The following is a 21,494-nucleotide window of genomic DNA, read 5'->3' as shown; positions in this document are numbered from 1 at the left end:
CACCAAGCGAGCCCGAGGCTTGATGGATGCGGCCGCTGGCGGAGGCATTGTCCATCTTTTTGTTGGTGGCTGTGTTAGCCGGAGCGGTGATCCGCCCGTTTGGGTGGCCGGAGGCTGTGGTAGCGATGCCGGCGGCCGCAATCGCGGTTGGAATCGGAGCGTTGTCGATCGCCGATGCGGGCTCCGAGGTAGCGCATTTAGCGCCGGTGGTCGGGTTTTTGGGTGCGGTCCTGGTGCTAGCGCAGTTATGCGCCGAGGAGGGCCTCTTCGCATGGTGCGGGCAATGGATGGCAACGGCTGCAAAAGGACAACCCCGCAGGTTGCTGGGTGCTGTTTTCGTGGTGGCCTCGCTGGTCACCGCAGTGTTCAGTCTCGATGCGACGGTGGTGTTGCTTACCCCGGTGGTCTTCGCCACTGCCGCGACGCTGGGTGGGCGGGCGCGCCCACACGTCTACGCGTGTACTCATTTGTCCAATACCGCCTCACTGCTGCTGCCGGTGTCGAACCTTACGAATTTGTTGGCCTATCACGCCTCTGACTTGAGCTTCCCCCGGTTCGCAGGATTTATGGCGCTGCCCTGGATAGTGGCGATCGGCGCCGAATACCTGGTGCTTCGCCGCTACTTCGATCCGGACCTGCACGCTGTGGGCGTGGCACCCGTGGTTGACCCGGAGCCTGTTAAGCCTCCCTGGTTTGCGGTGGCGACGGTGGCGGCCACTCTCAGCGGATTCGTAATTGCCGAGGCCGCGGGTATCGAGCCAGCAGTGGCGGCCGCGGCCGGGGCGCTCATCCTGGCGGTGCGCGCCGTGCTGCGCAAGGGCGCGAGCCCTAGGCGGATCGTGGCCGCCGCCGATCCACTGTTTTTGGTGTTCGTCCTCGCGCTCGGTGTGGTGGTACGTGCCGTCACCGACAACGGCCTCGATGATGCGGTCGGCGACCTGATTCCCCGTCACAAGGGTTTTGTGGCCCTGCTCAGTGTGGCCGCGGTCGCGGCGGTCTTGGCCAACGTGATCAACAACCTGCCTGCGGTGCTGGTGCTCATCCCGCTGACCGCTGCCAAAGGTCCGGCCGCAGTGCTGGCGGTACTGATCGGAACCAACATCGGGCCCAACCTCACCTACGCCGGCTCGTTGGCCACCTTGCTGTGGCGGCGCATCATGCGCCAGCACAACCTCGCCACCGGCCTGGCCGAGTTCAGCGTACTGGGATTGCTCGCCACGCCGGCGGCACTGATCGCCGCGGTGGTGGCACTGTGGGTCGCATTACAACTGGGAGGCTGATGTCCATTACGGTGACCGCCTGGATCGTCGAATCCACCTGGCCGGCTTGCGTGGACGGCGCGCGCCGCTACGCGCCGCCCGACGCCGACATCGTGCTGCTGCACATCAGCGACCCCGACGTCGTCCGTGTCGCTCGCGGTGCTTACGCTGGGCTGCTCGGGCGCGGTCAGCCTCACCGTGACCCCGCGGCCCAAGTGGAGGACCTCGCCGCCACCGCCGCCCGTGAACTGCTCGATCAGGCCGCCGCGCGGCTGGCTCGCCCATGTCAGCAGGTTCAGCGACGTGGACGGGTCGAGGCCGAGGTGATCACCGCCGCTACCGGCGCCGAGCTGCTCGTGCTGGCCCGCGACGCCGGACCCGGCCCGCGAAGCCTCGCACCCGCCAGCCGCTACGTAGTTGACCACGCCCCGTGCCCAGTCTTACTGATCTGAGAAACAGCCCGGATTCATCAGCAGGGTCGTGGGTCGGCGGAGCTGGTGGGCGCAGCGCCCACGGCGGAGGCTGTTTCGGTAGTGGTGGCCACAGTGCCGCTCTGCTCGGCACTGATCACCGTCTCAACGACCAGACCGGTCAGACCCACACCGTTCACGTTGCGATGAGCGGCGCCGTGCTTGTGCAGGAAGGTCGACCCGTCCCCGCTGAAAGTGCGGCCGCTATGGTTTTCGTCCCAGACATGAGGCATCCGTTGTCGCGGTTGTGGTGCCGGTCCTGCGACGATATCCCGCGACGTTGAAGCACGACCACCAAACCCGCGCAGCTTGTTCTTCAGGCTGGTTTCAGAATTGCCGCGTAACTAGAGCAGGAACGCCGCCCGCCGCACATCACACTCGCCGAGAAAAGGAACTCCGGAATGACTTCCATCAGCACCGTATGGTTGTTTCCCCTTATCGCCATCGCGGGCGTACTGCAAGCGATGGGCCCGCCGATGAACGCCGCACTACGAGTTTCCCTCGTTAATCCATGGTTGGCCACGCTGGTATCTTTCGCCCTCATCGTAGCGGTTTTCAGCGTGGTGGCCGCCGTGTTGGTTCGACCGTTACCGACGGCTACCGCAATTGCCGGCATGCCGTGGTGGGCGCCATTGGGTGGGATCATCGGCGCCTTCGCAGTCTTAACCGGCCTTTTATTCGTTGACCGCGTCGGCGCCGGACCATACGCCGCGCTCACATACAGCGCTAACCTGCTCACGTCCCTACTGATCGACCACTTCGGCTGGCTACGCGTACCGGTTCATCCGATCACGCCCCTACGCGCGATCGGCGCGGTGGTTCTAGTCACCGGCCTGGTACTTATCACCACCAATTAGATACCGCACGATGGCCAAGCTGATGGTTTCGTCAACTCGCAGCTTGCTAGACTCGCCCACGAGCGGCAGATAGGACGTCGTGTCGGCGTCCGCAAGGGTAAACCCAACCGCCGTGCGCGCGAATCTATGTCGCCGTCCACCTCTGGTAGCCGTTGCATGAACGAGCTGCCCAGGGGACTTAGTGAAACAATGCCCTTCGCCAATATCCGCTCGGCTGGCCACGACATGCACTGCTTGACAAGGGGTTTCGGAACCAAGCCGGACACCTTCTCCGCGAGCCGCAATTGACCTCCAGCACCCGTTTGCCGCTGAGATCCACCTGGGTCACCGTGCGGTGGTAAAGCTGTATACAGAACCGGTTCGTCGGTGGGCGTGCCAGCGGTAACGCCATCGGCGGATCTTCCTCCTACCCCCAGTTCAAGGAGGTCACGTCCGCGGCGCCGTGGCGAGTGACGAAGGGGTAGTAGTACTTCGCCAGGAATTTCCAGTATGGGTTGACCGCCAAGCGGTTGATCAGCCCCATGGACAAGTGGTCCCTAGCAAGCGCGGCGGTAATGCTGAGATGCGGTTACTGAGCCAGATTTCGGCCGATGGCTTCGCGCAGACTTTCGGGCCGGATGTCGATCCGGTTCCGTTCGATGTAGGCCAGGCATTCCGCGCGGCTCGCTTCGCCATACACCCGCCGCCAGCCGGTCGGGATGTCGGTGAAGGTCGGCCACAGGCTGTGCTGCTCTTCGTCGTTGGTGAGTACCAAGAAGGTGCCGTTGTCGTCGTCAAATGGATTGATGCGCATCGCTTCTCGTGATCGAGGGGTTGGTGCTCGGGCGCAGCTCGGCGCCGAGCACTCGGTCCGACAGCAGCCCCAGGCAGCTGAGGTTCGGGAAGCCGGGGCCCTGGGTGAGCCCGGCGAGATTGGGCAGAAACAACTTTGGGGTGACGGCGGTGACAGCAAGGTCGTATCCGATCGCTTCTTCGAGGCTCTCCCCGGTAAGCGGGCCGCCCATGCCGAGTTCGAGCAGATCAAGCGCGTCCTGGCTGAACAGCGTCAAAAACCACAGCGGGTCGGCGCCGGAGCCGTCGATGACCAGATCGAAACCATGGACGGTTTCCAGATTTTCGGCGCCGCGGTCGGTGCTCAGCGTCAACCGGATCTGCCCCTCGCGGCCAACCGCGTGAGCGACCCGGCCCCGCAGGTGCCGGATCCGGTCGTCGGCCAGCAGCGCCTACTGCACGCTGGCCGAGAACACCCCGCGGTCGGTGCGGGCCACCGCGTCGCGGCGTTCCTGCAGCGTCAGCAGGCCCCAGTCGGTCGGGTCGGAAAACAGCGAGTTCTCGAAAAACCCCTCGCCGCGGGTGAACAGCGGCACCTGCGGCGAGATCACGGTGATCGTCGAAACCCGGTGCCGGAAAAGCTCATTGAGGATCGACGCGGCAGTCTCGCCACCACCTATCACCGCCACCCGCTCGGCGCAGATGCGATCCGGTCCGGCGGCGCGGTGCCAAAACTGCGCGATCGAGAGCACCCGCGGATTGCCGGGCAGGAGGGACTTTTCGGCTTGGCCCGGCCCAGTAATCATCAACGCGTCGGCGTGGATGGTGGTTTCGTGGGTGTGCAGCGCCCAGCGGTCGCCCTCGAGGCCGAGCCGTCCGACCTCGCCGTCGACCACCTTCATGGCGACTTGATCGGCCACCCAGCGCAGGTACTGACCCCAGCGGCGGTGGGTGGGCGCAGGCCGGCCGCGGTCGATCCAGGCCGCGAACTCACCGGAGGCGATCAGATACGACTGCCAGCTGTAGCGCGTCATCCGCTCGTCGAGTTCGGCGTTGCGCCGGGGCACCAACGACGACCGGTAGGGAAAGCCGACGTCTTTCTCGGGGCTGGTGCCCAGCCGGTGCGCACCGTCGGTCCAGCCGCCGCTGGCCTGCCAGTTGGCGGCGACCTCGGTGCGTTCGGCGGCAACCACGTCGGGCGGTTGAATCCCCATGTCGCGCAGGGCCGATACTTTGGCGGCGACCGCCACCGCTTTGGCTCCGGCGCCCAGCACCGCAAGCGTGGTCATGTCACCTCCCCTGTTGGGATCACAGTGCACCCGCCAGCGTCGCCACCGCGTCGCACCACAGCGCCGCCAATTGATCGGCCTCGTCGTCGGTGGTCAGCTGCTCACTCCAGCGCCAGCTGGTCACCAGCTGCGGGCCTGTCGAGGTGGGATGCACCACGGGCACTACGTCGAAGGTGTAGCGCAGCGGCAAGTCCGGCTCGGGAGCGCGTGACAGCCACGCATGCCGGGCCGGGTCGGTGACCAGCGTCCACGGGGCAGGGCCTTGCGGCTGTGGGCTCAAGTCGAGCCGGCCGACGTAGTTGAACTGCACCTGCGGGTGCGGTGCAGCGGCCAGAACGGGATCGCGGCGCTGGTAGCGCAGTAGTCCGTAGTCCAGCCCGTGGTTAGGAACCGCCGCGATGCGCTCGGCGACCTCGCGCAGCAGCCCGCGAGCCGCGGCGGGGTCACGGCGTGCGGTGTCGACGTCGACCGGGCGCCCGGGATAGCCGAGCCGGACCGGGAAGATATCGGTGAACCAGCCCGCGGTGCTCGAGGTGTCCACTGCCCCATCGGGAGCCCCGGTTTCTAAGAGCTCGTCTTCGCGACCGTGACCCTCCAGCGCCACCAGTACCCCGTCGCCGAGGGGGGCGCCGCGGCGGATCCGCCACGACGTCAGCGTCATCGTCAGTGCGGCCAGCAGGAATTCCCGCACGCCGGTGTCCGCACCGGCGGAGGCGACCTTGTCCAGCATCAGCTGGGTGTCGGCGACGTCGCTGCCAGCCGTGGTCAGCCGCAACGACGACCAGGTGTCGCGGCGCGGATCGGGCATCCGGGAGCCCAGCGCGGGGTCCGGCCCGCTCAGCTGTGCCAGCCAGTAGTCGCGTTGCGCCGCGACTTCCGGGCGGCGGCCGCGCTGCTGCAGCAGCCGCGCGAATTCCCGGTAGGTGGTGTATTCGCCTGGCAGGACGGGGTTTTCGCCGGCACACAGTTGCTCCCAGCCGGCCGCTAGTCCGGCCATCAGCACGAACCACGACACCGCATCGGTGACCAGGTGATGCATGGCCAGAAGCAGGCAGCCACCGTCGGGGTCGTCGCACCACAGCGCCTGCACCATGGCACCGGCGAACGGGTCGATGCGCTCGATCACCGCGTGGGCGTGCGTGTTGAGGGTGTCGTCGACCGATCCGCGCACCCGGGTGAGGATGTCGGCGGCCCGCACCACGCCGGGCGGCCTGGTGATGAGACGGTATTCGCCGTCGAGCAACTCCAGCTGGGCGCGCAGCATGTCGTGGCGGTCCAGCACCCCTTGGAGCAGCGATTCAAGTTGTGCTGCAACGATATTCGACGGCAGGGTGATCAGCGGCGCCTGCACGAACCGGCGGAAGTTGCCGTACTCGTACATCCACGACACGATCGGCAGCGCGGCTACCTCGCCGAACCGGTCGGGATCATCGGACGCCTCGGCGCGAGGCGCGCACCGGCCCGCATCCACTGCCGCGGCCAGCAATTCGATGGTCGGGTTGGCCAGCACCATTCGTGGCGTCACACCGAGGTGGCGGGCCTTGTTGGCCAGCGATATCGCCACGATGCTGTCCATGCCGAGCTCGAACAGGTCCTGCTGCAGGCCGGGTGCGGCGCCGTCGAACACCTCGGCCAGCACGGCCGCCAGCATCCGTTCGGTGTCGGTGCTCGGCGGCGCACCTGACTCCGGCGCGGCGGCTGCCTTGGTGAGCAGCGCTTGGGTGTCGAGCTTTCCGTGCGGGGTCAGCGGCATGGCGTCCACTGCGACAATGCGCGCCGGCACCATGTACGCGGGTAGCCGCCGGCCGACGCGGGCGCGCACCGCCGTGAGGTCCGGGGCGGCGCCGTCACGTCCAGTCACGAACCCCATCAGGCGGGTGCCGGCGGCGCTGCGCACCGGCACGACTGCGGCGTTGGCCACGCCCGGGCCGCCCGACAGCGCGGCCACCACTTCGGCGATTTCGATGCGATACCCGCGCACTTTTACCTGGTCGTCGCCGCGCCCGAGGTACCCCAACTGCCCAGACGGCAGCCAGCGCACCAGATCTCCGGTGCGGTACATCCGCTCGCCGGTGCGGTACGGGTTGGCGACAAACGCCGTCGCGGTTGCCGCCGCCCGCCCGAGATAGCCACGGGTGAGCTGGTTTCCGGCCAGGTACAGCTCTCCGGCGGCGCCGTCGGGAACCGGGCGCAATGCCGAATCGAGCACGTAGGCCCGCATGCCGCGCACCGCCGTGCCGATGCTGACCACCGGTGAATCGGCGACGTCGGCCACCACCGCCTCGACGGTGGTCTCGGTGGGTCCATAGCAGTTGTGCACTGCGGTATGTGGCAGCGCCCGCAGCCGGGTCCAGTCGTCGGCGGCGATGGCCTCCCCGCCCAGCGCCAGCACGGTCAGCCGGGGCCGCACCGGACGTTCGGCTGCCTGCAGTTCCAGCAGCCCGGCCGCGGCCAGCTGGGCAAACATCGACGGCGAGGTGTCGATCATGTCGATGCGCCAGCGGTCGATGCCGTCGACGAGCCGGGCGGCGTCGCGCATGTCGTCAGTGGAGAACAGGTGTATGGCGTGGCCGTCGAGCAGCCCGATCAGCGGCTGCCACGACGCGTCGAAGCTCAGCGACCAGGCATGGGCGATACGCAGGGGATGACCCAATACTTTTGTGGCGGGCTGATATACGCGCTCGCGGTGGTCGGCGAAGTACGACAGCAGGGCGCGATGAGTGCCGATCACGCCTTTGGGTTCACCGGTCGAACCGGAGGTGAAGATGACGTAGGCGGCGTTGTCCGGGTGTGCTTGCTCAGGCAGCGGGCCGGTGTCTTGACCGGCGATCTCGGCGGCGACCGCGTGATCGTCGAGCACCAGCGGCTCGCCGTTGTCCGCATACGCGCTGACGGTTGCCGCGCTCTGCCCGACGGTGACGGTCAGCCGCGGAGCCGACTGCCGCAGGATCGACTCGATACGGTGCGCGGGCAGGTCGAGGTCGATCGGTACATACGCCGCACCTGCCTGCAGGACGGACAGGATTGCGATCACCGAGGTTGGCGAGCGCGGAAGAGCAAGGGCGACACGGTCTTCCGGCCCGACTCCGCGATGGGCTAACACGCGGGCCAGCCGGGTGGTCCCATCGCGCAATTCGGCATAGCTCAGCACGCCGTCCGCCGAGGACAGCGCCACCGCCTCGGGAGTCGCGTCGGCCTGGCGGTTGAACGCGGCAGCGACGGTTTCGGTTTCACCGCCGGATATTTGGTCGGCGACCCCGGTGCGCCGGTGGTGTTCGGCGGGCAGCAGCACGTCGAGAGCATCGGCCGCAAGGCCACCCGACTGCGGTAACTGGCGCAGCACGCTGAGGATCCGTTCACCGATGTCGGCCACCGATAGGTGCGGGAATGCCTGCGGCACCGCCTCGAGCATCACCATCAACTCGTCGTCGGGCGGGCAGCTGACGACGGTCAGCGGATAGTGCGCCAGGCTTTCTGCGCCCACCGGCCGGAACCGTACGCCGTCGTCGCTGACCACGGTTTCCGCGGTCGGTCCGATGGCGACGTTTTCGAACACCAGCAGCGTGTCGAACAGCGCTCCGCGCCCGGCCGCGCGCTGCAGCTGCGACAGGCCGATGAACCCGAGGTCGCGCATGGCGGCGCTCTGCTGTTGCACCGCACGGCATTGCTCCAGAATCGTGGCGTGCGAACTCAGGTCCACCACCACGGGAACGGTGTTGATGAACAGCCCGACCATCGTCTCGACACCGGTCAGGTCCTGTGGGCGGCCCGACACGACGGTGCCGAACGCGACGTCACGGCGGTCGGTGAGCCGGCTCAACACCACTGCCCAGGCGAACTGCAGCGCGGTGTTCAGGGTCAGGCCGTGCTCACGCGCCCAGCCGGTCAACCGTGTCGTGGCCGCACGATCCAGCGACAGCGCGGTGCGCTGCGGTTGCACCGTGCCCGGTCGGGCCTGGTGGGTCTCGGCCAGCATCGTCGGGCTGCTCAACGGCGCGACATAGTCGAGCCAACGCTGGGCGGCCGCTGAAACATCTTGGTGAGCAAGCCATCCGATGTAGTCACGGTAAGGCCGGGGCGGCGGACGCGCGCCTGCATCGCCGCCAGACTGATACACCGCGATGAGCTCGCGGAAGAACACCGACAACGACCACGCATCCATCAGGATGTGGTGCACGGTGAGGATCAGCCGGAACCGCTGGCCGGTGGACGCAGGGGTGCGCACCAGCAGACACCGCATCAGCGGGCCGTCGGCGAGATCGAAGTTGGTCAGCCGCTCGGCCTCCGCGATCGCTTCGAATTCGCTTGGGTCAGCGTGGGATTCGCGCCACGGCAGCGTCACCTCGCTGGGGATGATCTGCACGGGGTGAGGAAGATCGCGGTCCCAGAACGATGCCCGCAAATTGGGGTGGCGCGCCAGCATCGCCTCGGCGCTGCGGCGAAGCCGGGCCGCGTCCAGCGGGCCTTCGATGTCGGCGACGAACTGCATCGTGTACAGGTCGACACCGTCGCCGGCGAGCTTGGCCAGCGAAAACAAACCCTGCTGCAGTGGACTCAACGCCAGGACGTCTTCGATGTCCGCGGCGCCGGCTTGCACGTGGGTAGCGGTCACGGCTTATCGCCCCGCAAGACCCAGGCTGACGTAACCGCCGCCAGATCCTCCGCCGACAGCCCGGATGCGCTCATCGGCTCGAACCGGGTCTCCGCCTGCTCGGCTTCAGGTTCTGCCGCGCTAGCCACATCTACCGCAGCCGCCAGCTGCTGCACCGTCGGGTTCTCGAACACCATCCGGGGGCTGACCGGCAGGCCGGCTGCACGCGCCCGCGCCGCCAACTGCACCGACAAGATGCTGTCTCCGCCAAGGGCAAAAAAGTCGTCGAAACGCCCGACGTCGGCGGTCGCCAGCACGTCGGCGAACACCTTGGCGAGCGCGGATTCCGTCTCGGTGCGCGGTGGCTCGCTTCGGCCCGTTGTGCTGACCGCCGGCTTCGGCAGCCCGGGCCGGTTCAGTTTGCCCGATTCGGTCTTGGGCATCGTGCCGAGCACGGTGATCGACGACGGCACCTCGTAGCCAGGCAGCCCCGATACGACGTGTGCGCGCACTTGTGCTGCAAATGCCGATTTTTCGGCTTCATCAGTGAGCGGCCGATGTGGTACAACGTATCCGGCCAACGTGGTACTGCCGTCGACGTCCCACGTGCGCGCGGCCGCAGCGGCCACCCCGTCTGCCGTCTTCAGCGCGGCCTCGACCTCGCCGAGCTCGACCCGGAAGCCCCGCACCTTCACCTGGTGGTCGGTGCGCCCGACGAACTCCAAGCGCCCGTCGTCGGTCCATCGGGCTCGGTCGCCGCTGCGGTAGAACCGCGCCCCTGGTTCGGTGGCATAGGGGTTGGCCACAAACCGGGACGCGGTCAGGCCCGGCCGCTTCCAGTAGCCCCGAACCAGCTGGCCGCCGGCGTAGTACAGCTCGCCGACCACGCCGACCGGCACCGGCTTGAGGGCGTCGTCGAGCACGTACACCTGCGAATCCGGTTGGGGTTTGCCGAGAATCGGCACCGGTGGGGTCAGCGGCCCGCGCACCAACGCCCCCGAGGTCTCGGTGGCGCCGAAGTTGTTCAGCAGTTCCGGGCCCTCCGGCCCGCCGCACGTGGCGAGCAGGCGCTCCTGCAGCGACACCGTCATCGGCTCTCCGCCGCACACCAGCCGGGTCAGCGACCGCAGTGTGTCGGGCCATTCGTCGACCAGGGTGGACACCAGGCTGGGCACAGCGGTCACCTGTGCTATGGCGTGCCGCCGGATCAGAGCGGCGAGCGCTTCGGGGTCGCGGTGCTCGGCGTCGTCGGCCAGGATCGTGGTGGCGCCCGCGGCCAGGCCGGCCAGGGTCTCCATGCAGCCCTCGAGGAACGTCATCGACGCCTGTGCCAGCCGGATGTCGTCGCCGGGTACGGGATAGTGGCGCAGCTGCCAGTTCAGCCGGGTCGTCATCGCCCGGTGGGTGCCCAGCACGCCCTTGGGTTTGCCGGTCGATCCCGACGTGAACACCAGATACATCGGATCCTCGGGCTGCGGCAGCGGCAGCCGGCGCCGCGGCGTGCCGGCATCCATCGCGGCCTTAACAGCCGGGTCGTCGAGCGAAATCAGCGTCACCCCAGGCGGCTTCGGCATGCTGTCGAGCGCTTCGGTGGTCACCACGACGACCTGTGGCTCGACGTCGTCGAGCATGAACTGCTTGCGCGCCAACGGGTAGGGGGGATCGAGCGGGAAGAATCCGGCGCCGGCCTTCATGATGCCCACCAGCGCGACCACCATGTCGATGCCCCGCCGCGTCGACAGGCCGACCAGCGACCCGGCCCCGACACCGTGATCGGCGAGCAGGTAGGCGAAGTTGTCCGAACGGCGGTGCAGCGCAGGGAAATCGATGCGATCGTCCCCGCAGCGCAACGCGACTCGGTCGGTACCCAATTCCCTGCTGGGCTCGAGCAATTCGGGGATGGTCAGTGGCCGGTCGGCCGGCGGCTGTGCGCCGCGGCTCCAGTCGGTCAGTATGCGCCGGCGTTCGGCGGGGCCGATCAATTGCACGTCGCGCAACCGCGTATCAACGTCGTCGGCGAACGCGTTGACGACCTTGGCCAGCCAGCTGGCAAACCGTTCAATGGTGGCCCGGCGATACAGCTCGGTGCGGTAGATGATGTTGCCGTGGTAGCCGCCATCTGTGCCGAAGAAGTTGACGCTCAAATCGGCGTGCGCGATGTCGAACGTCGGCTCCAATACGGTGAATACCGCGTCGCCGGCGGCCCCGGTGTCGATAACCCGCGCGGTCGGCAGATGATCTCGCACATGCACCACCACCTGGAAGAGCGGGTTGCGCGACAGCGAGCGCACCGGGCTGACCGCTTCCACCACCCGGTCGAACGGCAGGTCTTGATGAGCGTAGGCGCCCAGCGCCGTCTCCCGGGCCCGCCGCAGCACTTCACGCAGCGTCGGGTTGCCGGCCAAGTCGTTGCGCAGCACCAAGATGTTGATGAAAAAGCCGATCAGCTGGTCGAGTTCGGGTTCGCTGCGCTTTGCGATCGGACTACCCAGCGGAATGTCCGCGCCGCCACCGGCTTTGTGCAGCACGACCGCGACAGCCGACTGCAGCAGCATGAATTCGGTGACCCCGAGCTCGCGGCTCAGCTCGGAAAGCGTGCCGCGGGTCTGCGAGTCGATGCGGAATTCGACGCAGTCCCCGGCCCCGCTGGGCGCCGGCCGGCGGGGGAAGTCGGGCCGCAGCCCGGTGTCCTCGGGTAGCCCTTCCAACTGCCGCGTCCAGTAGTCGCGCTGAGCGCGGGCGATGCCATGGCCCTCGGACAACAGATCGCGTTGCCAGGCCGCATAGTCGGCGTACTGCACTGGTAGCGGTGCCCACGACGGCGTTTGGCCGGCGCAGCGTGCTCGGTAGGCAGTCAGCAAGTCGGCGAACAGGACTCCGCCCGACCAGTGGTCGATGGCGATGTGGTGCACCACCAAGGACAGCACATGCTCCTGATTGTTGGTCCGCAACAGCGCGGCCCGGATCGGCCATTCGCGCTCTAGTTGGAAGCGGTACCGGCGCTCGGTGTCGAGCTGCGCCTGCACCCATTGCTCGCCTGCGCCTGTTGCCTGCCGAACCGGCACCTCGGCGGCGGCGTCGACCACCTGGTATGGCACCCCGTCGATTTCGGTGTAGATGGTCCGCAGGATTTCGTGGCGTGCCACGACATCGCTGACCGCGGCGACCAATGCATCGACGTCGCACGGCCCACTGAGCCGCACGGCGTAGGGAACGTTATTGGCCTCGCTGGGGCCTTCGATCTGGTAGGCGAACCATGTCCGCAGCTGCGAGGCCGACAGCGGCAGCGCCCCGTCGCGGCTTGTGGCGAACAGCTTGGGCCGCTGGAGGTCGACGCCACCGGAGCGCATCTGTTCGACGCGTTCGGCGATCCGGGCCACGGTTGCGAGTTCGAAGACATCGCGGATGCCCAACTCCTCGCCGCATTCGGACCGGATCGCGGCGACGAGTTTGGTCGCCAGCAGTGAATGCCCGCCGAGGTCGAAAAACGAGTCGTCGACGCCGACCCGGTCGCGGCCCAGCAGCCGCGAGAAGTGTTCGGCGACGCGGCGTTCGGTCTCGCTGGCCGGCTCGCGGTACTCGACGGAAGCCGCGAGCTGCGGCTGCGGCAAGGCATCTCGATCGATCTTGCCGTGCGTGGTGATGGGGATCTCGTCGAGCACCACGTAGGCGGCCGGGGTCATGTACTCCGGCAGCGCGGCGGCCACCCGGGCGCGGATGCGCTCGACGTCGACGGTGTCCGGACCGGCACCGGCGGCCGCGGTGAGGTAGCCGACCAGGCTCTTGCCCAGCTGCGGCAGATCCGCAGCGACGACGACGGCCTGCCCGACGCTGGGATCGACCGAGATCGCCGCGGCCACCTCACCGAGCTCGATACGGAAACCGCGGATCTTCACCTGTTCGTCGGCGCGGCCGACGAACTCGATATCGCCGTCGGCATCGCGCCGGGCCAAGTCCCCGGAGCGGTACAGCCGGCCCCCGGCACTGAACGGGTCGGCGACGAAGCGCTCCGCGGTGAACGTTGGACGGCGGTGGTAGCCGTGGGCGACATGTGTCCCGCCGATGTAGATTTCGCCGATCACTCCGACCGGCACCGGTTGCAGCGCATCGTCGAGCAGATGCACCCGGGTGTTGATCTTGGGCCGCCCGATCGGCACGATCCGCGTGCCTTGCGCGCCCTCGACCGGATAGCTGGTGGCGTTGACGACGGTCTCGGTGGGCCCGTAGAAGTTGTACAGCGACGCGTCGAAGGTGGCGTGGAACTTGTCGGCGATCTCACCGGGTAGCGCCTCCCCGCCGATCGGCACCCGGCGCAGTGTGCGCCATTGGTTGACGCCGGGCAGTGACAGGAACAGCCCCAGCAGCGAGGGTACGAAGTGCATCGAGGTGATGCCCTCACGGTGCAGCAGATCGGTGAGATAACCGATGTCGCGCAGGCCGTCCGGGCGCGGGATCACCAGCCGGGCACCGCAAATCAGGGTGCCGAAGATTTCACCGATCGACACGTCGAAGCTGGGCGAGGCCACTTGCAGCAGCCGGTCGCTCTCGTCGACCTGATACTCCTCGCCGAACCAGACGAAATACTCGGCGATCGGCGCGTGCGGCACCGGAACACCCTTGGGCAATCCGGTCGACCCGGAGGTATAGATCAGGTAGGCGGTGTTGTCCGGGCCCAGCGGCCGCACCAGCTCGGCCGGATCTTCCGCGGAGTACAGCGACAGATCCCTGACCGGTTCGCGGAGCACAAGTCTGGCGTCGGCGTCGCCGAGGATGAACGAGAGCCGGTCTTCTGGATACGTCGAGTCGATCGGCAGGTACACCGCGCCGGCTTTGAGCACACCCAGCGCCGTGGTGACCAGCTCCGGTGACTTGTCCAGCAGCACGGCGACCCGGTCCTCGGTGCCGATGCCCTGCTCGATAAGCCAGTGCGCCAGCCGGTTTGCTTCCTCGTTGATCTCGCGGTAGCTGTAGTGGCGGCCCTCGTACACCACGGCGACGGCATCCGGGGTCATCGCCGCGCGTTGGGAAACCAACGCGGGCAACGTCGTTGGGGCCGTGATGAACGTCTCGCCCGTCGAGGCGCGGCGCAGCCAGTCGGCGTCACCCTCACTGAAAAGCGGCAACCGCCACAGCGCGGCGTCGGGCTCGGCCAGCGCACTGTCGAGCAGAACGGTGTAGTGCTCGAGCATTTGGCGCGCCAGCGCTGCGTCCAGCACCTCGACCAGGTATTCGGCTTCGACCAGGGCGCCGTCGCCGTCGACTTCGATCATGAAATTCAGCGGAAGCTGGGTCAGCTGGCTGCGCAGCTCGCCGCGCTCGCATCGCACGCCGGGCGGGCAGAAACCGCGGCTGTCGGCTTCTCGGATTCCGAAGCCGACCCGGGTCATCCGCTCGGCGCCGTGGCGGCGGTCGGGGTTGGACTCGCGCACCAGCCAGTCGAGGTTGGCGCGCTGGTGAGCGAATGCGCCCACCGCGGTATCGCGCGTCTGCTCCAGCAACTCGCGGAATGTCTGCCGTGGCTGCGGCTGTGTCCGCAGCACCACAGTGTTGCCGAAGTAGCCGATGGCGTGCTCGGTTCCGGCGCCGCGGTTGAGCACCGGTGCTGCGATCAGGAAATCGGTGGCGTGGGTGTAGCGGTGCACCAAGCCGGCGAACGCGGCGAGCAGCACCATGTACGGCGTGGCGCCGCTCTCCCGGGCCAGCTCGGTCGCGCGCTCGACGGTTGCCGGGGACAACCGGACCGTTGCGCGCTGGGAGCGCCAGGTAGTGGGCACCGCTGAACCGTTCGGCCCGGGAAGTTCCAGCGGTTCGGGCAGATCCGAGATCAGCGACCGCCAGTACGCCAGATCCTCCTCGAGGTATGCCCCGCTGTCGCGAGGCACCGGAATCGGACGGCCCAACACGCCGGGATCGGTGTAGCCGCGCGTCAGGTCGGCGAAGAACGGCGCCCATGATCCGTCGTCCCAGGCGATATGGTGCGCGGTCAGCAGCAGCATCAGCTCATCGGGGGCCAGACGCGCCACGGCAATGCGCAGTGGCGATTCAGCGGTCAAGTCGAATGGGCGGCGAAACTCCCGCTGCGCCAGCACTTCCAGCCGCAACCGCTGGGCTTGTTCGGCAAGGCCCGACAGGTCGTGCACCGCCCAGCCGGGCCGCAGGTCGTCGCGGGTAACCGGATACGGATCGCCGTCGTCACCGGCGTGGTAGGTGGTGCGCAGTAGCGGATGCCGCACGGCCACCGCATCCACCGCTTGATGCAACCGCGCTACGTCCACGGCCCCGGTGACGCGGTAGGACACGCAGACGTTGAGCAGCGCGCCAGTCGGGTCGATCGACTGCACGAACCACATCCGGCGCTGCCCGTCGGACATGGCCGACTGTCCGCCGTCGCTGGTTGAGTCCGCTGTGCACAGCAGGCCTTGTGCGGCAAGCTTGCGCCGCAGCAACTCCAGGCGCTGCTCGTCGAGCCGGGTGTCGGTGTCAGTCACGCGTCGAATCAACCCTTTCCGGGATCTTCACTTCTGCTGTCGGTAGTGCCGGTGCGGGTTGCTGCAGGGCTTCGATCAGTTCGCTGCCGGTGATGCCGCCGAGGAGCCTGGCCAATGGAACCGAGCACCCCGTGAGACGGCGCAGCCGCTTGCGCAGGTCGAGCGCGAGCAGCGAGTCGACACCGAGATCGACCAGCGCCACACCTAAGTCCACCGACGCAGCATTCGAAAGGTTCAGCGCAGCAGCCAGTTCGGTGCGCACTACCTCGGCGACCGGCCTGTCCACGGCAGTGTTGATTTCGGCGACCGGTCGCGTTTCACCGCTAGGCGTGATGAATGGCATTGGTGTGCTTTGGGTTTCGAAGAACTGTCGCAACCGGTCGAAGTCGGCGACCAGGATCAGCGGATCTTCCCCGCAGTGGCGCAGGCTTGCGCTGATCGCGGCGTCGGGGTCCATCGGTATCAAGCCGGACCGCTCGATACGGGCGAGCTCCTCGGCGCCGCCGATCGTCGTACCCTGCCACAGGCCCCACCGGATGGCCGTACAGTCCAGCCCCTTGGCCCGCAACTGGCCGGCGAGCACGTCCAGCACCCGGTTGGATGCCGCATACGCGGCGTGCCCATAGCCACCCCATAGCCCAGACACCGATGAACACAGCAGAATTCGGGCATTGTCGCGCAGCGGCCACAGCCCGACCATCCGAGCCAGCCCAGTCACTTTGGCGCCGAACATCATGTCCATGCCTGCCCCGGTGAACTGATCGTGCGGGGCGAAAGTGGCGGTCCCGGCAGCGTGGATCAGCAGCGACGCGCCGTCGCCTGCGTATTCGGCCGCGACAGCGGACACCACGCTGGGATCGGTGATGTCGCACACCGGGGCGTGCAGCGCGACGGCGTGCCCGCCGGCCAGCTGGTCAAGTTCGACGGAGCTAACGCCCTTGCGGCTCAGCAGGGTCACACTGCGCGCGCCGTGCTCGATGCAATACCGCGCATACTGGCGACCGATAACTCCGCTGCCACCGGTGATCACCACATTGGCCAGTGCTGTCAGGTCCAGTGGCCGCTCGGATTCCCGACGCTCCCCCAGCGCGCGGACGTAGCAGCCGCTGTCCCGCATGGCCACCTCGACGGGATCACCGAGCAGCACGTCGACGCACGCCAGCGCGGTCTCCCGGCCGATGTCCCAGCGCGGCAGATCGATATGTGCGAACGTTCGATCCGGGAATTCGAACCCGGCGCTCCGGTGCATGGCGGCCACTGCCACTTGCGCCGGCACGCCAACCGGATCGTCGGGTGAGGCTTTCTCTCCACCAACGGTGACCAACCAGACGCGCCGGCAGCGCGGGCCGACGACCGTGGCATAGTGCGGCAACACCGCACCAGGGCGCTCGGCAATCGGGGCCAGGGCAACCGTGGCATCGGGGTTCATCAGCGCAGGTGCGATCAGCACAACGCTCTCCGCCTCGCCAGGACGCGGGAGCTCGCAACCATGATGGGCGGCAACCGCTTCGGCGAGACGCTGTGGTAGATGGTTGTCGGTGATCGCGGCTTCGACAACCGCAACCTTGCGCGGCCGGACGCCGCTCGCTCGAGACAGCGCGTACGGGTGCCACTCCTCGGCGGCGACGGTGACGACCGAGCCTTGGACCGGCGGCAGCGGTTCCCGCTTAGCCCACAGGTGTACCGCCTTCATCGGGGCGTTCGGGAACCCGGGCAGCGGCGAATGGCCGTCGACACCGGCGACGTCGCTCCACCGGTAGCCGCGGTCGGCTACTGCCATCGCGGCGATACTGGCGGAAAGGTGCTCGGCGATGGGCTCGTCGCGACGTCCCGACCCCACGAGCACCGCCGACTCGTCATTGACCAGGTCGGCGAGCGAGGACAGCAGCGACGGGTGCGCCGATAATTCGACGAACGCGCTGGCGCCACGTTGCAGCGCCACGGCCACCGCCTCGTCGAACCGCACGGTGTTACCGAGGTTTTGGCACCAGTAGTCACCGAATTCGGTGTCGGTGCCGACCACCTTCCCGCACGCTGAGCTGACGAACTCCACCGGTGCGTCCACAAACACCGACCTGGGCAGCAGCTGCCCGAACCTGCCCCGCAGTGGTTCCAGCGCGCTGGTGTGGCCCGGGTAGTCGACATCGATGGCGCGCGCAAAGATCCCGTGGTGCTCGGCGAACCGAACGACACCCTCAACGGCGTCCCGGTCACCGGACACCACGGTCGACGACGGTGCGTTGACCGCTGAGACTTCCAGCCAGCCCGCCGCTTCGCTGATCAGCCGCGCGGCCTCGTCGACGGCGACACCCAGCACTGCCATGCCGTACCGCCCGGGCAGCCGGTCCACGACCGAAGCTCGAGCTGCGACAATCGCAACCGCATCGGCCAACGTTATGGCACCGGCCACGTAGGCCGCGGCGACTTCACCAAGGCTGTGTCCCACGGTGATAGCGGGCAGAATTCCGTAGGATCGCCACACCTGCGCCAAGCTGACGCAATGGGTGAACTGCGCTCCCTGAATTTCGATCTGGGACCAGTCACGCTGACCGTCAACCAGATACGGCAACGGTGACGGGTGTCCGGCCGCGATGAACGCCGCCGCGCAATTGTCGGCCTCGGCCCGGTAAGCAGGTAGCTGCCCGTAGGCCTCGGCGCCCATCGACGGCCATTGGTTGCCCTGGCCCGGACAGACGAATGCAATGCGCGGGCGGTCGGTCATCGACGACCAGGCCACCAGCGGGTGCTCGTCGCCACCAGCCAAGGCCCTGAGCCCAGCCGCCAACTCGCTGCGGTCGGCTGCCCGCACCACCGCGCGGTGCCGGCGTACTCGCCGAATCTGCAGCAACGTGGCGGCCACCGCGGCCACGCTGGGCTCGCGTTCCAGGTACCGCAGGATCGCGGCCGCGTCCTGGCCGACCAAGTCGTGCTCGTGCGCGCTGAGCAGCACGGGGGTGCGGCCGTCGGGCAGTTGCTGGACTGACATCACGCCACCGCCGGTACCGACACGATCACGTGCGCGTTGGTGCCGCTGATGCCGAAGGCCGATACCGCGGCGATCCGCTGCCCGTTCACCGCAGGCCACGGCGTCAGCTCGCGTGCCAGCCGCAAGCCTTGGCTGTCCCAGTCGATTTCGCGACTGGGTTCATCGGCGTGCAGGGTGGTAGGTACGGCAGCGTGTTCTGCGGAAACCAGGACCTTGGCCAGGCCCAGGCCTCCTGCGGCGGCCTGCGAGTGGCCAACGTTGGACTTCACCGACCCCAGCAGCGCGCCGCTGCCAGGCGCGGTGTCGCCGTAGGTTTGCGACAAGGACTGCAATTCGACGCGATCGCCGATCCTGGTTCCGGTGCCGTGTCCCTCGACCATCGCGACGTCTTCAGCACGAAGCCCGGCCTCGGTGATGCCGCGCCGAAACAGCCGGGTCTGCGCCGCTGCGCTGGGGGCGCTGAGCCCGGTGCTTCGACCGTCTTGGTTGACTGCGCTGGCCCGGATCTCGGCGACAATGCGCCGACCGTCTCGTAGCGCTGCTGATTTACGTTGCAGCACAAACATTGCCGCGCCTTCTGCCCATACGGTTCCGCTGGGGTGCGCGCTGTAGGGGCGGCAGTGTCCGTCGTCGGATAAGGCATGCTGCTTGGAGAACTCGACGAAGTATCCGGGCGAGCCCATCACGCACACCCCGCCGGTCAGTGCCATGTCGCAGTCACCGGTCCGCAGTGACTGCACGGCGGTGTGCAAGGCGGCCAGCGCCGAGGAACAGGAGCAGTCGACACTCAGCGCAGGCCCCGCCAATCCCAGCGTGTACGCGATCCGGCCCGACACCACGCTCAGCGCTGTTCCGGTGATCAGATGACCGCTGTGCCAGGAGAATTCGGCCATGTCGGGCCCGTATCCGGTTGGGGACGCACCGACATAGCAGCCCACGTTCTCTCCGGCCAGGTCGTCGGGGTTGATGCCGCTGTTCTCCAGCGCACGCCAGGCGACCCGCAGCGCGACGCGTTGCTGCGGGTCCATCGTGGTGGCCTCACGCGGTGAGATGCCGAAGAACTCCGGGTCGAACGTCGCTGCGCCGGAGAGGAATCCGCCGCAGTCGTGGATTTTCTTGAAGCCGTCGCGACCTGACCCGGTCAGCAGTTCGCGCACGGGCCAGCCCCGATCGGTGGGGAACGGGCCGAGCGCCTCTCGTTGTTGGGTAAGCAACGCCCAATAGTCGTCGGCGGTGTCGATATCGCCGGGCGCCTCGACGGCCACGCCGATGATGACGACGGGGTCGTCGAACGCAGCGGACCGCGGATCAGACATCGGTGATGACTCGATTAGTCAGAGCGTCGAGGTGCTGGTTGACATAGAAGTGGCCGCCGTCGAAGAACGACAACGTGAACGAACCCTCGGTGTGCGTGGCCCATTCCCGAAGCGTGCGAATGTCGATGCGGTGGTCATGGCGTCCACCGACGGCGTAGATGTCGGCGCGGATGCGCACACCCGCGGGGCAGTGATAGCGGTTGAGCGCCTCGTAGTCGCTGCGCGCAGCGGTGGTGAGCAGTTCCGCGAACTCCGCATCGGCGAGCAGCCGCGGGTCGGTCCCGCCCATGTCCGTGAGGTCGGCGAGCAGTTCCGGGCCGGTGGTCGGCAACTCGGGCAAGTTGCCGACGGTAGACGGCACCGGCCCGGATGACACCCAGAGCTTTTGCACGCTGACGCCGCGCTGTTCGGCGACCCGGGCGAATTCGAAGGCGACAACCGCTCCCATGCTGTGCCCGAACAAACGTAACGGCGCGACCTGCCGCCACGGCGCGGCCTCGAACAGGTCGCGGGCCAAGTCGTGGACGGTTTCTGGCGGTGGTTCGTTGATGCGTTCGGCCCGCTGCGGGTATTGCACGACAAACGTGTCACCGCGGGCGGCCAACGCCAAGGCCAACTTTCGATAACTGGCCGCGGCGGCGCCGGCGTGGGGAAACACCACAGTGGCACCTATACACCCCTGTGCGTCCTGACCCGGGAAGTATTTGATCCACGGCGCGAACGCGCCCGGCATGCTCGCCACGTTATCGACGGTCATGTGTCATCCCGACTTCCGCCGACTGTGACACGACTTCCTCAGCGTCCATGCCGGCGACTTCCAAATAGATTTCGGCGACGGCGTCGAGTCGCCCGCCGTCGTGCTCGCGACAGCTCAGTAGGCGGGCCAGGGCCGAAACGGTTGGGGCGGCGAACATGTCCGCGACCATGGCGTGGGGCGCGTCGAGCCAGGTGCGGATCCGGGCAACAGCCTGGGTGGCTAATACCGAATCACCGCCCAGTGCAAAGAAATCGTCGTCGACTCCGACGGTCTCCACGCCGAGCACCCCGCCGATGATCGCCGCCAGCGCGGCCTCCACCGGGGTCGACGCGGCGCGGCGGTCCGGTTGAGCCGAGCCGGCCAGGCTGGCCTTCAGTTGGTCGGCGACAGTGCGCCGGTCGATCTTGCCGCCGGCTGTGAACGGGATGCGGTCCACCAACGACAAGTGGCGCGGAACCATATATGCGGGAACGCAATTCGCTAGGTGTTCGCGTATCCCCGCGGTGGTCAACCGCTCGTCGCCGACGTGCACGGCGGCCGCTAGCACGTCCGACCCTCCTGTCGTCGGTACCACAGCAGCGACGGCCGTGACCACCCCGGGCACCCGCCGCACCGCGGATTCGACCTCGCCGAGCTCGATGCGATATCCGCTGACCTTGACGCGCTGATCGGCCCGGCCGACGAATTCCAGCGTGCCGTCGGGCCAGTAG

General features: G+C 67.6%; 10 protein-coding genes and 1 pseudogene. 3 read left to right on the top strand and 8 right to left on the bottom strand.

Going from position 1 to position 21,494, the window contains the following annotated elements; all coding sequences use genetic code 11:
- Positions 1–26 precede the first annotated feature (26 nt).
- From ACFE99_RS10135 to ACFE99_RS10125, 3 genes are all read left to right on the top strand, one after another.
- Entirely contained in the window at positions 27–1,280 is a 1,254-nt protein-coding gene (locus tag ACFE99_RS10135; protein ID WP_375484814.1) for an SLC13 family permease, read from the top strand.
- Positions 1,280–1,711, top strand: a complete 432-nt coding sequence (locus ACFE99_RS10130; protein WP_375484812.1) for a universal stress protein — start codon at positions 1,280–1,282, stop codon at positions 1,709–1,711. Before ACFE99_RS10135 ends, ACFE99_RS10130 begins: the two co-directional genes overlap by 1 nt.
- A gap of 419 nt (positions 1,712–2,130) precedes the next feature.
- Positions 2,131–2,586, top strand: coding sequence for a DMT family transporter (locus ACFE99_RS10125; protein ID WP_375484810.1), 456 nt, complete (start codon positions 2,131–2,133; stop codon positions 2,584–2,586).
- 568 nt (positions 2,587–3,154) lie between these two features.
- Here ACFE99_RS10125 and ACFE99_RS10120 read toward each other — a convergent pair.
- The 8 genes and pseudogenes from ACFE99_RS10120 to ACFE99_RS10085 all read right to left on the bottom strand — a co-directional run.
- Positions 3,155–3,379, bottom strand: a complete 225-nt coding sequence (locus ACFE99_RS10120) for an MbtH family protein (RefSeq protein WP_375484808.1) — start codon at positions 3,377–3,379, stop codon at positions 3,155–3,157.
- Positions 3,360–4,646, bottom strand: a pseudogene (mbtG, locus tag ACFE99_RS10115) (NADPH-dependent L-lysine N(6)-monooxygenase MbtG). The gene ACFE99_RS10120 and the pseudogene mbtG overlap by 20 nt, the downstream one beginning before the upstream one ends.
- A 19-nt stretch (positions 4,647–4,665) precedes the next feature.
- Positions 4,666–9,243 carry an amino acid adenylation domain-containing protein gene (locus ACFE99_RS10110; protein WP_375484816.1) on the bottom strand — a complete coding sequence of 1,526 codons (4,578 nt, stop codon included), beginning with the start codon at positions 9,241–9,243 and terminating at the stop codon, positions 4,666–4,668.
- A gap of 11 nt (positions 9,244–9,254) precedes the next feature.
- Positions 9,255–15,725, bottom strand: coding sequence for an amino acid adenylation domain-containing protein (locus ACFE99_RS10105; protein ID WP_375484806.1), 6,471 nt, complete (start codon positions 15,723–15,725; stop codon positions 9,255–9,257).
- Positions 15,718–18,711 (bottom strand): mycobactin polyketide synthase MbtD, encoded by a 2,994-nt coding sequence (gene mbtD / locus ACFE99_RS10100; RefSeq protein ID WP_375484804.1) that lies wholly within the window; start codon positions 18,709–18,711, stop codon positions 15,718–15,720. Before mbtD ends, ACFE99_RS10105 begins: the two co-directional genes overlap by 8 nt.
- Complete coding sequence (locus ACFE99_RS10095; protein ID WP_375484802.1) at positions 18,711–20,027, bottom strand: polyketide synthase; 1,317 nt, start codon at positions 20,025–20,027, stop codon at positions 18,711–18,713. The genes mbtD and ACFE99_RS10095 overlap by 1 nt, the downstream gene beginning before the upstream one ends.
- Positions 20,020–20,784 carry a thioesterase II family protein gene (locus tag ACFE99_RS10090; protein WP_375484800.1) on the bottom strand — a complete coding sequence of 255 codons (765 nt, stop codon included), beginning with the start codon at positions 20,782–20,784 and terminating at the stop codon, positions 20,020–20,022. The genes ACFE99_RS10095 and ACFE99_RS10090 overlap by 8 nt, the downstream gene beginning before the upstream one ends.
- Positions 20,771–21,494, bottom strand: a 724-nt coding sequence (locus ACFE99_RS10085; protein WP_375484798.1) for a phosphopantetheine-binding protein, incomplete at its 5' end; no start/stop codon positions are given. The genes ACFE99_RS10090 and ACFE99_RS10085, both read right to left, overlap by 14 nt.

The sequence above is a fragment of the uncultured Mycobacterium sp. genome (genome assembly GCF_964249325.1).
Classification (GTDB): Bacteria; Actinomycetota; Actinomycetes; order Mycobacteriales; family Mycobacteriaceae; genus Mycobacterium.
The sequence above is the reverse complement of the archived record's forward strand: the minus strand, read 5'-3'. Positions and strand labels throughout refer to the sequence as shown.

What these genes read in the sequence shown, in the direction of transcription:
- ACFE99_RS10135 (WP_375484814.1), top strand. Translation starts at nt 27, where the DNA reads ATGCGGCCGCTGGCGGAGGCATTGTCCATCTTTTTGTTGGTGGCTGTG.
- ACFE99_RS10130 (WP_375484812.1), top strand. Translation starts at nt 1,280, where the DNA reads ATGTCCATTACGGTGACCGCCTGGATCGTCGAATCCACCTGGCCGGCT.
- ACFE99_RS10125 (WP_375484810.1), top strand. Translation starts at nt 2,131, where the DNA reads ATGACTTCCATCAGCACCGTATGGTTGTTTCCCCTTATCGCCATCGCG.
- ACFE99_RS10120 (WP_375484808.1), bottom strand. Translation starts at nt 3,379, where the DNA reads ATGCGCATCAATCCATTTGACGACGACAACGGCACCTTCTTGGTACTC.
- mbtD (WP_375484804.1), bottom strand. Translation starts at nt 18,711, where the DNA reads ATGTCAGTCCAGCAACTGCCCGACGGCCGCACCCCCGTGCTGCTCAGC.
- ACFE99_RS10095 (WP_375484802.1), bottom strand. Translation starts at nt 20,027, where the DNA reads ATGTCTGATCCGCGGTCCGCTGCGTTCGACGACCCCGTCGTCATCATC.
- ACFE99_RS10090 (WP_375484800.1), bottom strand. Translation starts at nt 20,784, where the DNA reads ATGACCGTCGATAACGTGGCGAGCATGCCGGGCGCGTTCGCGCCGTGG.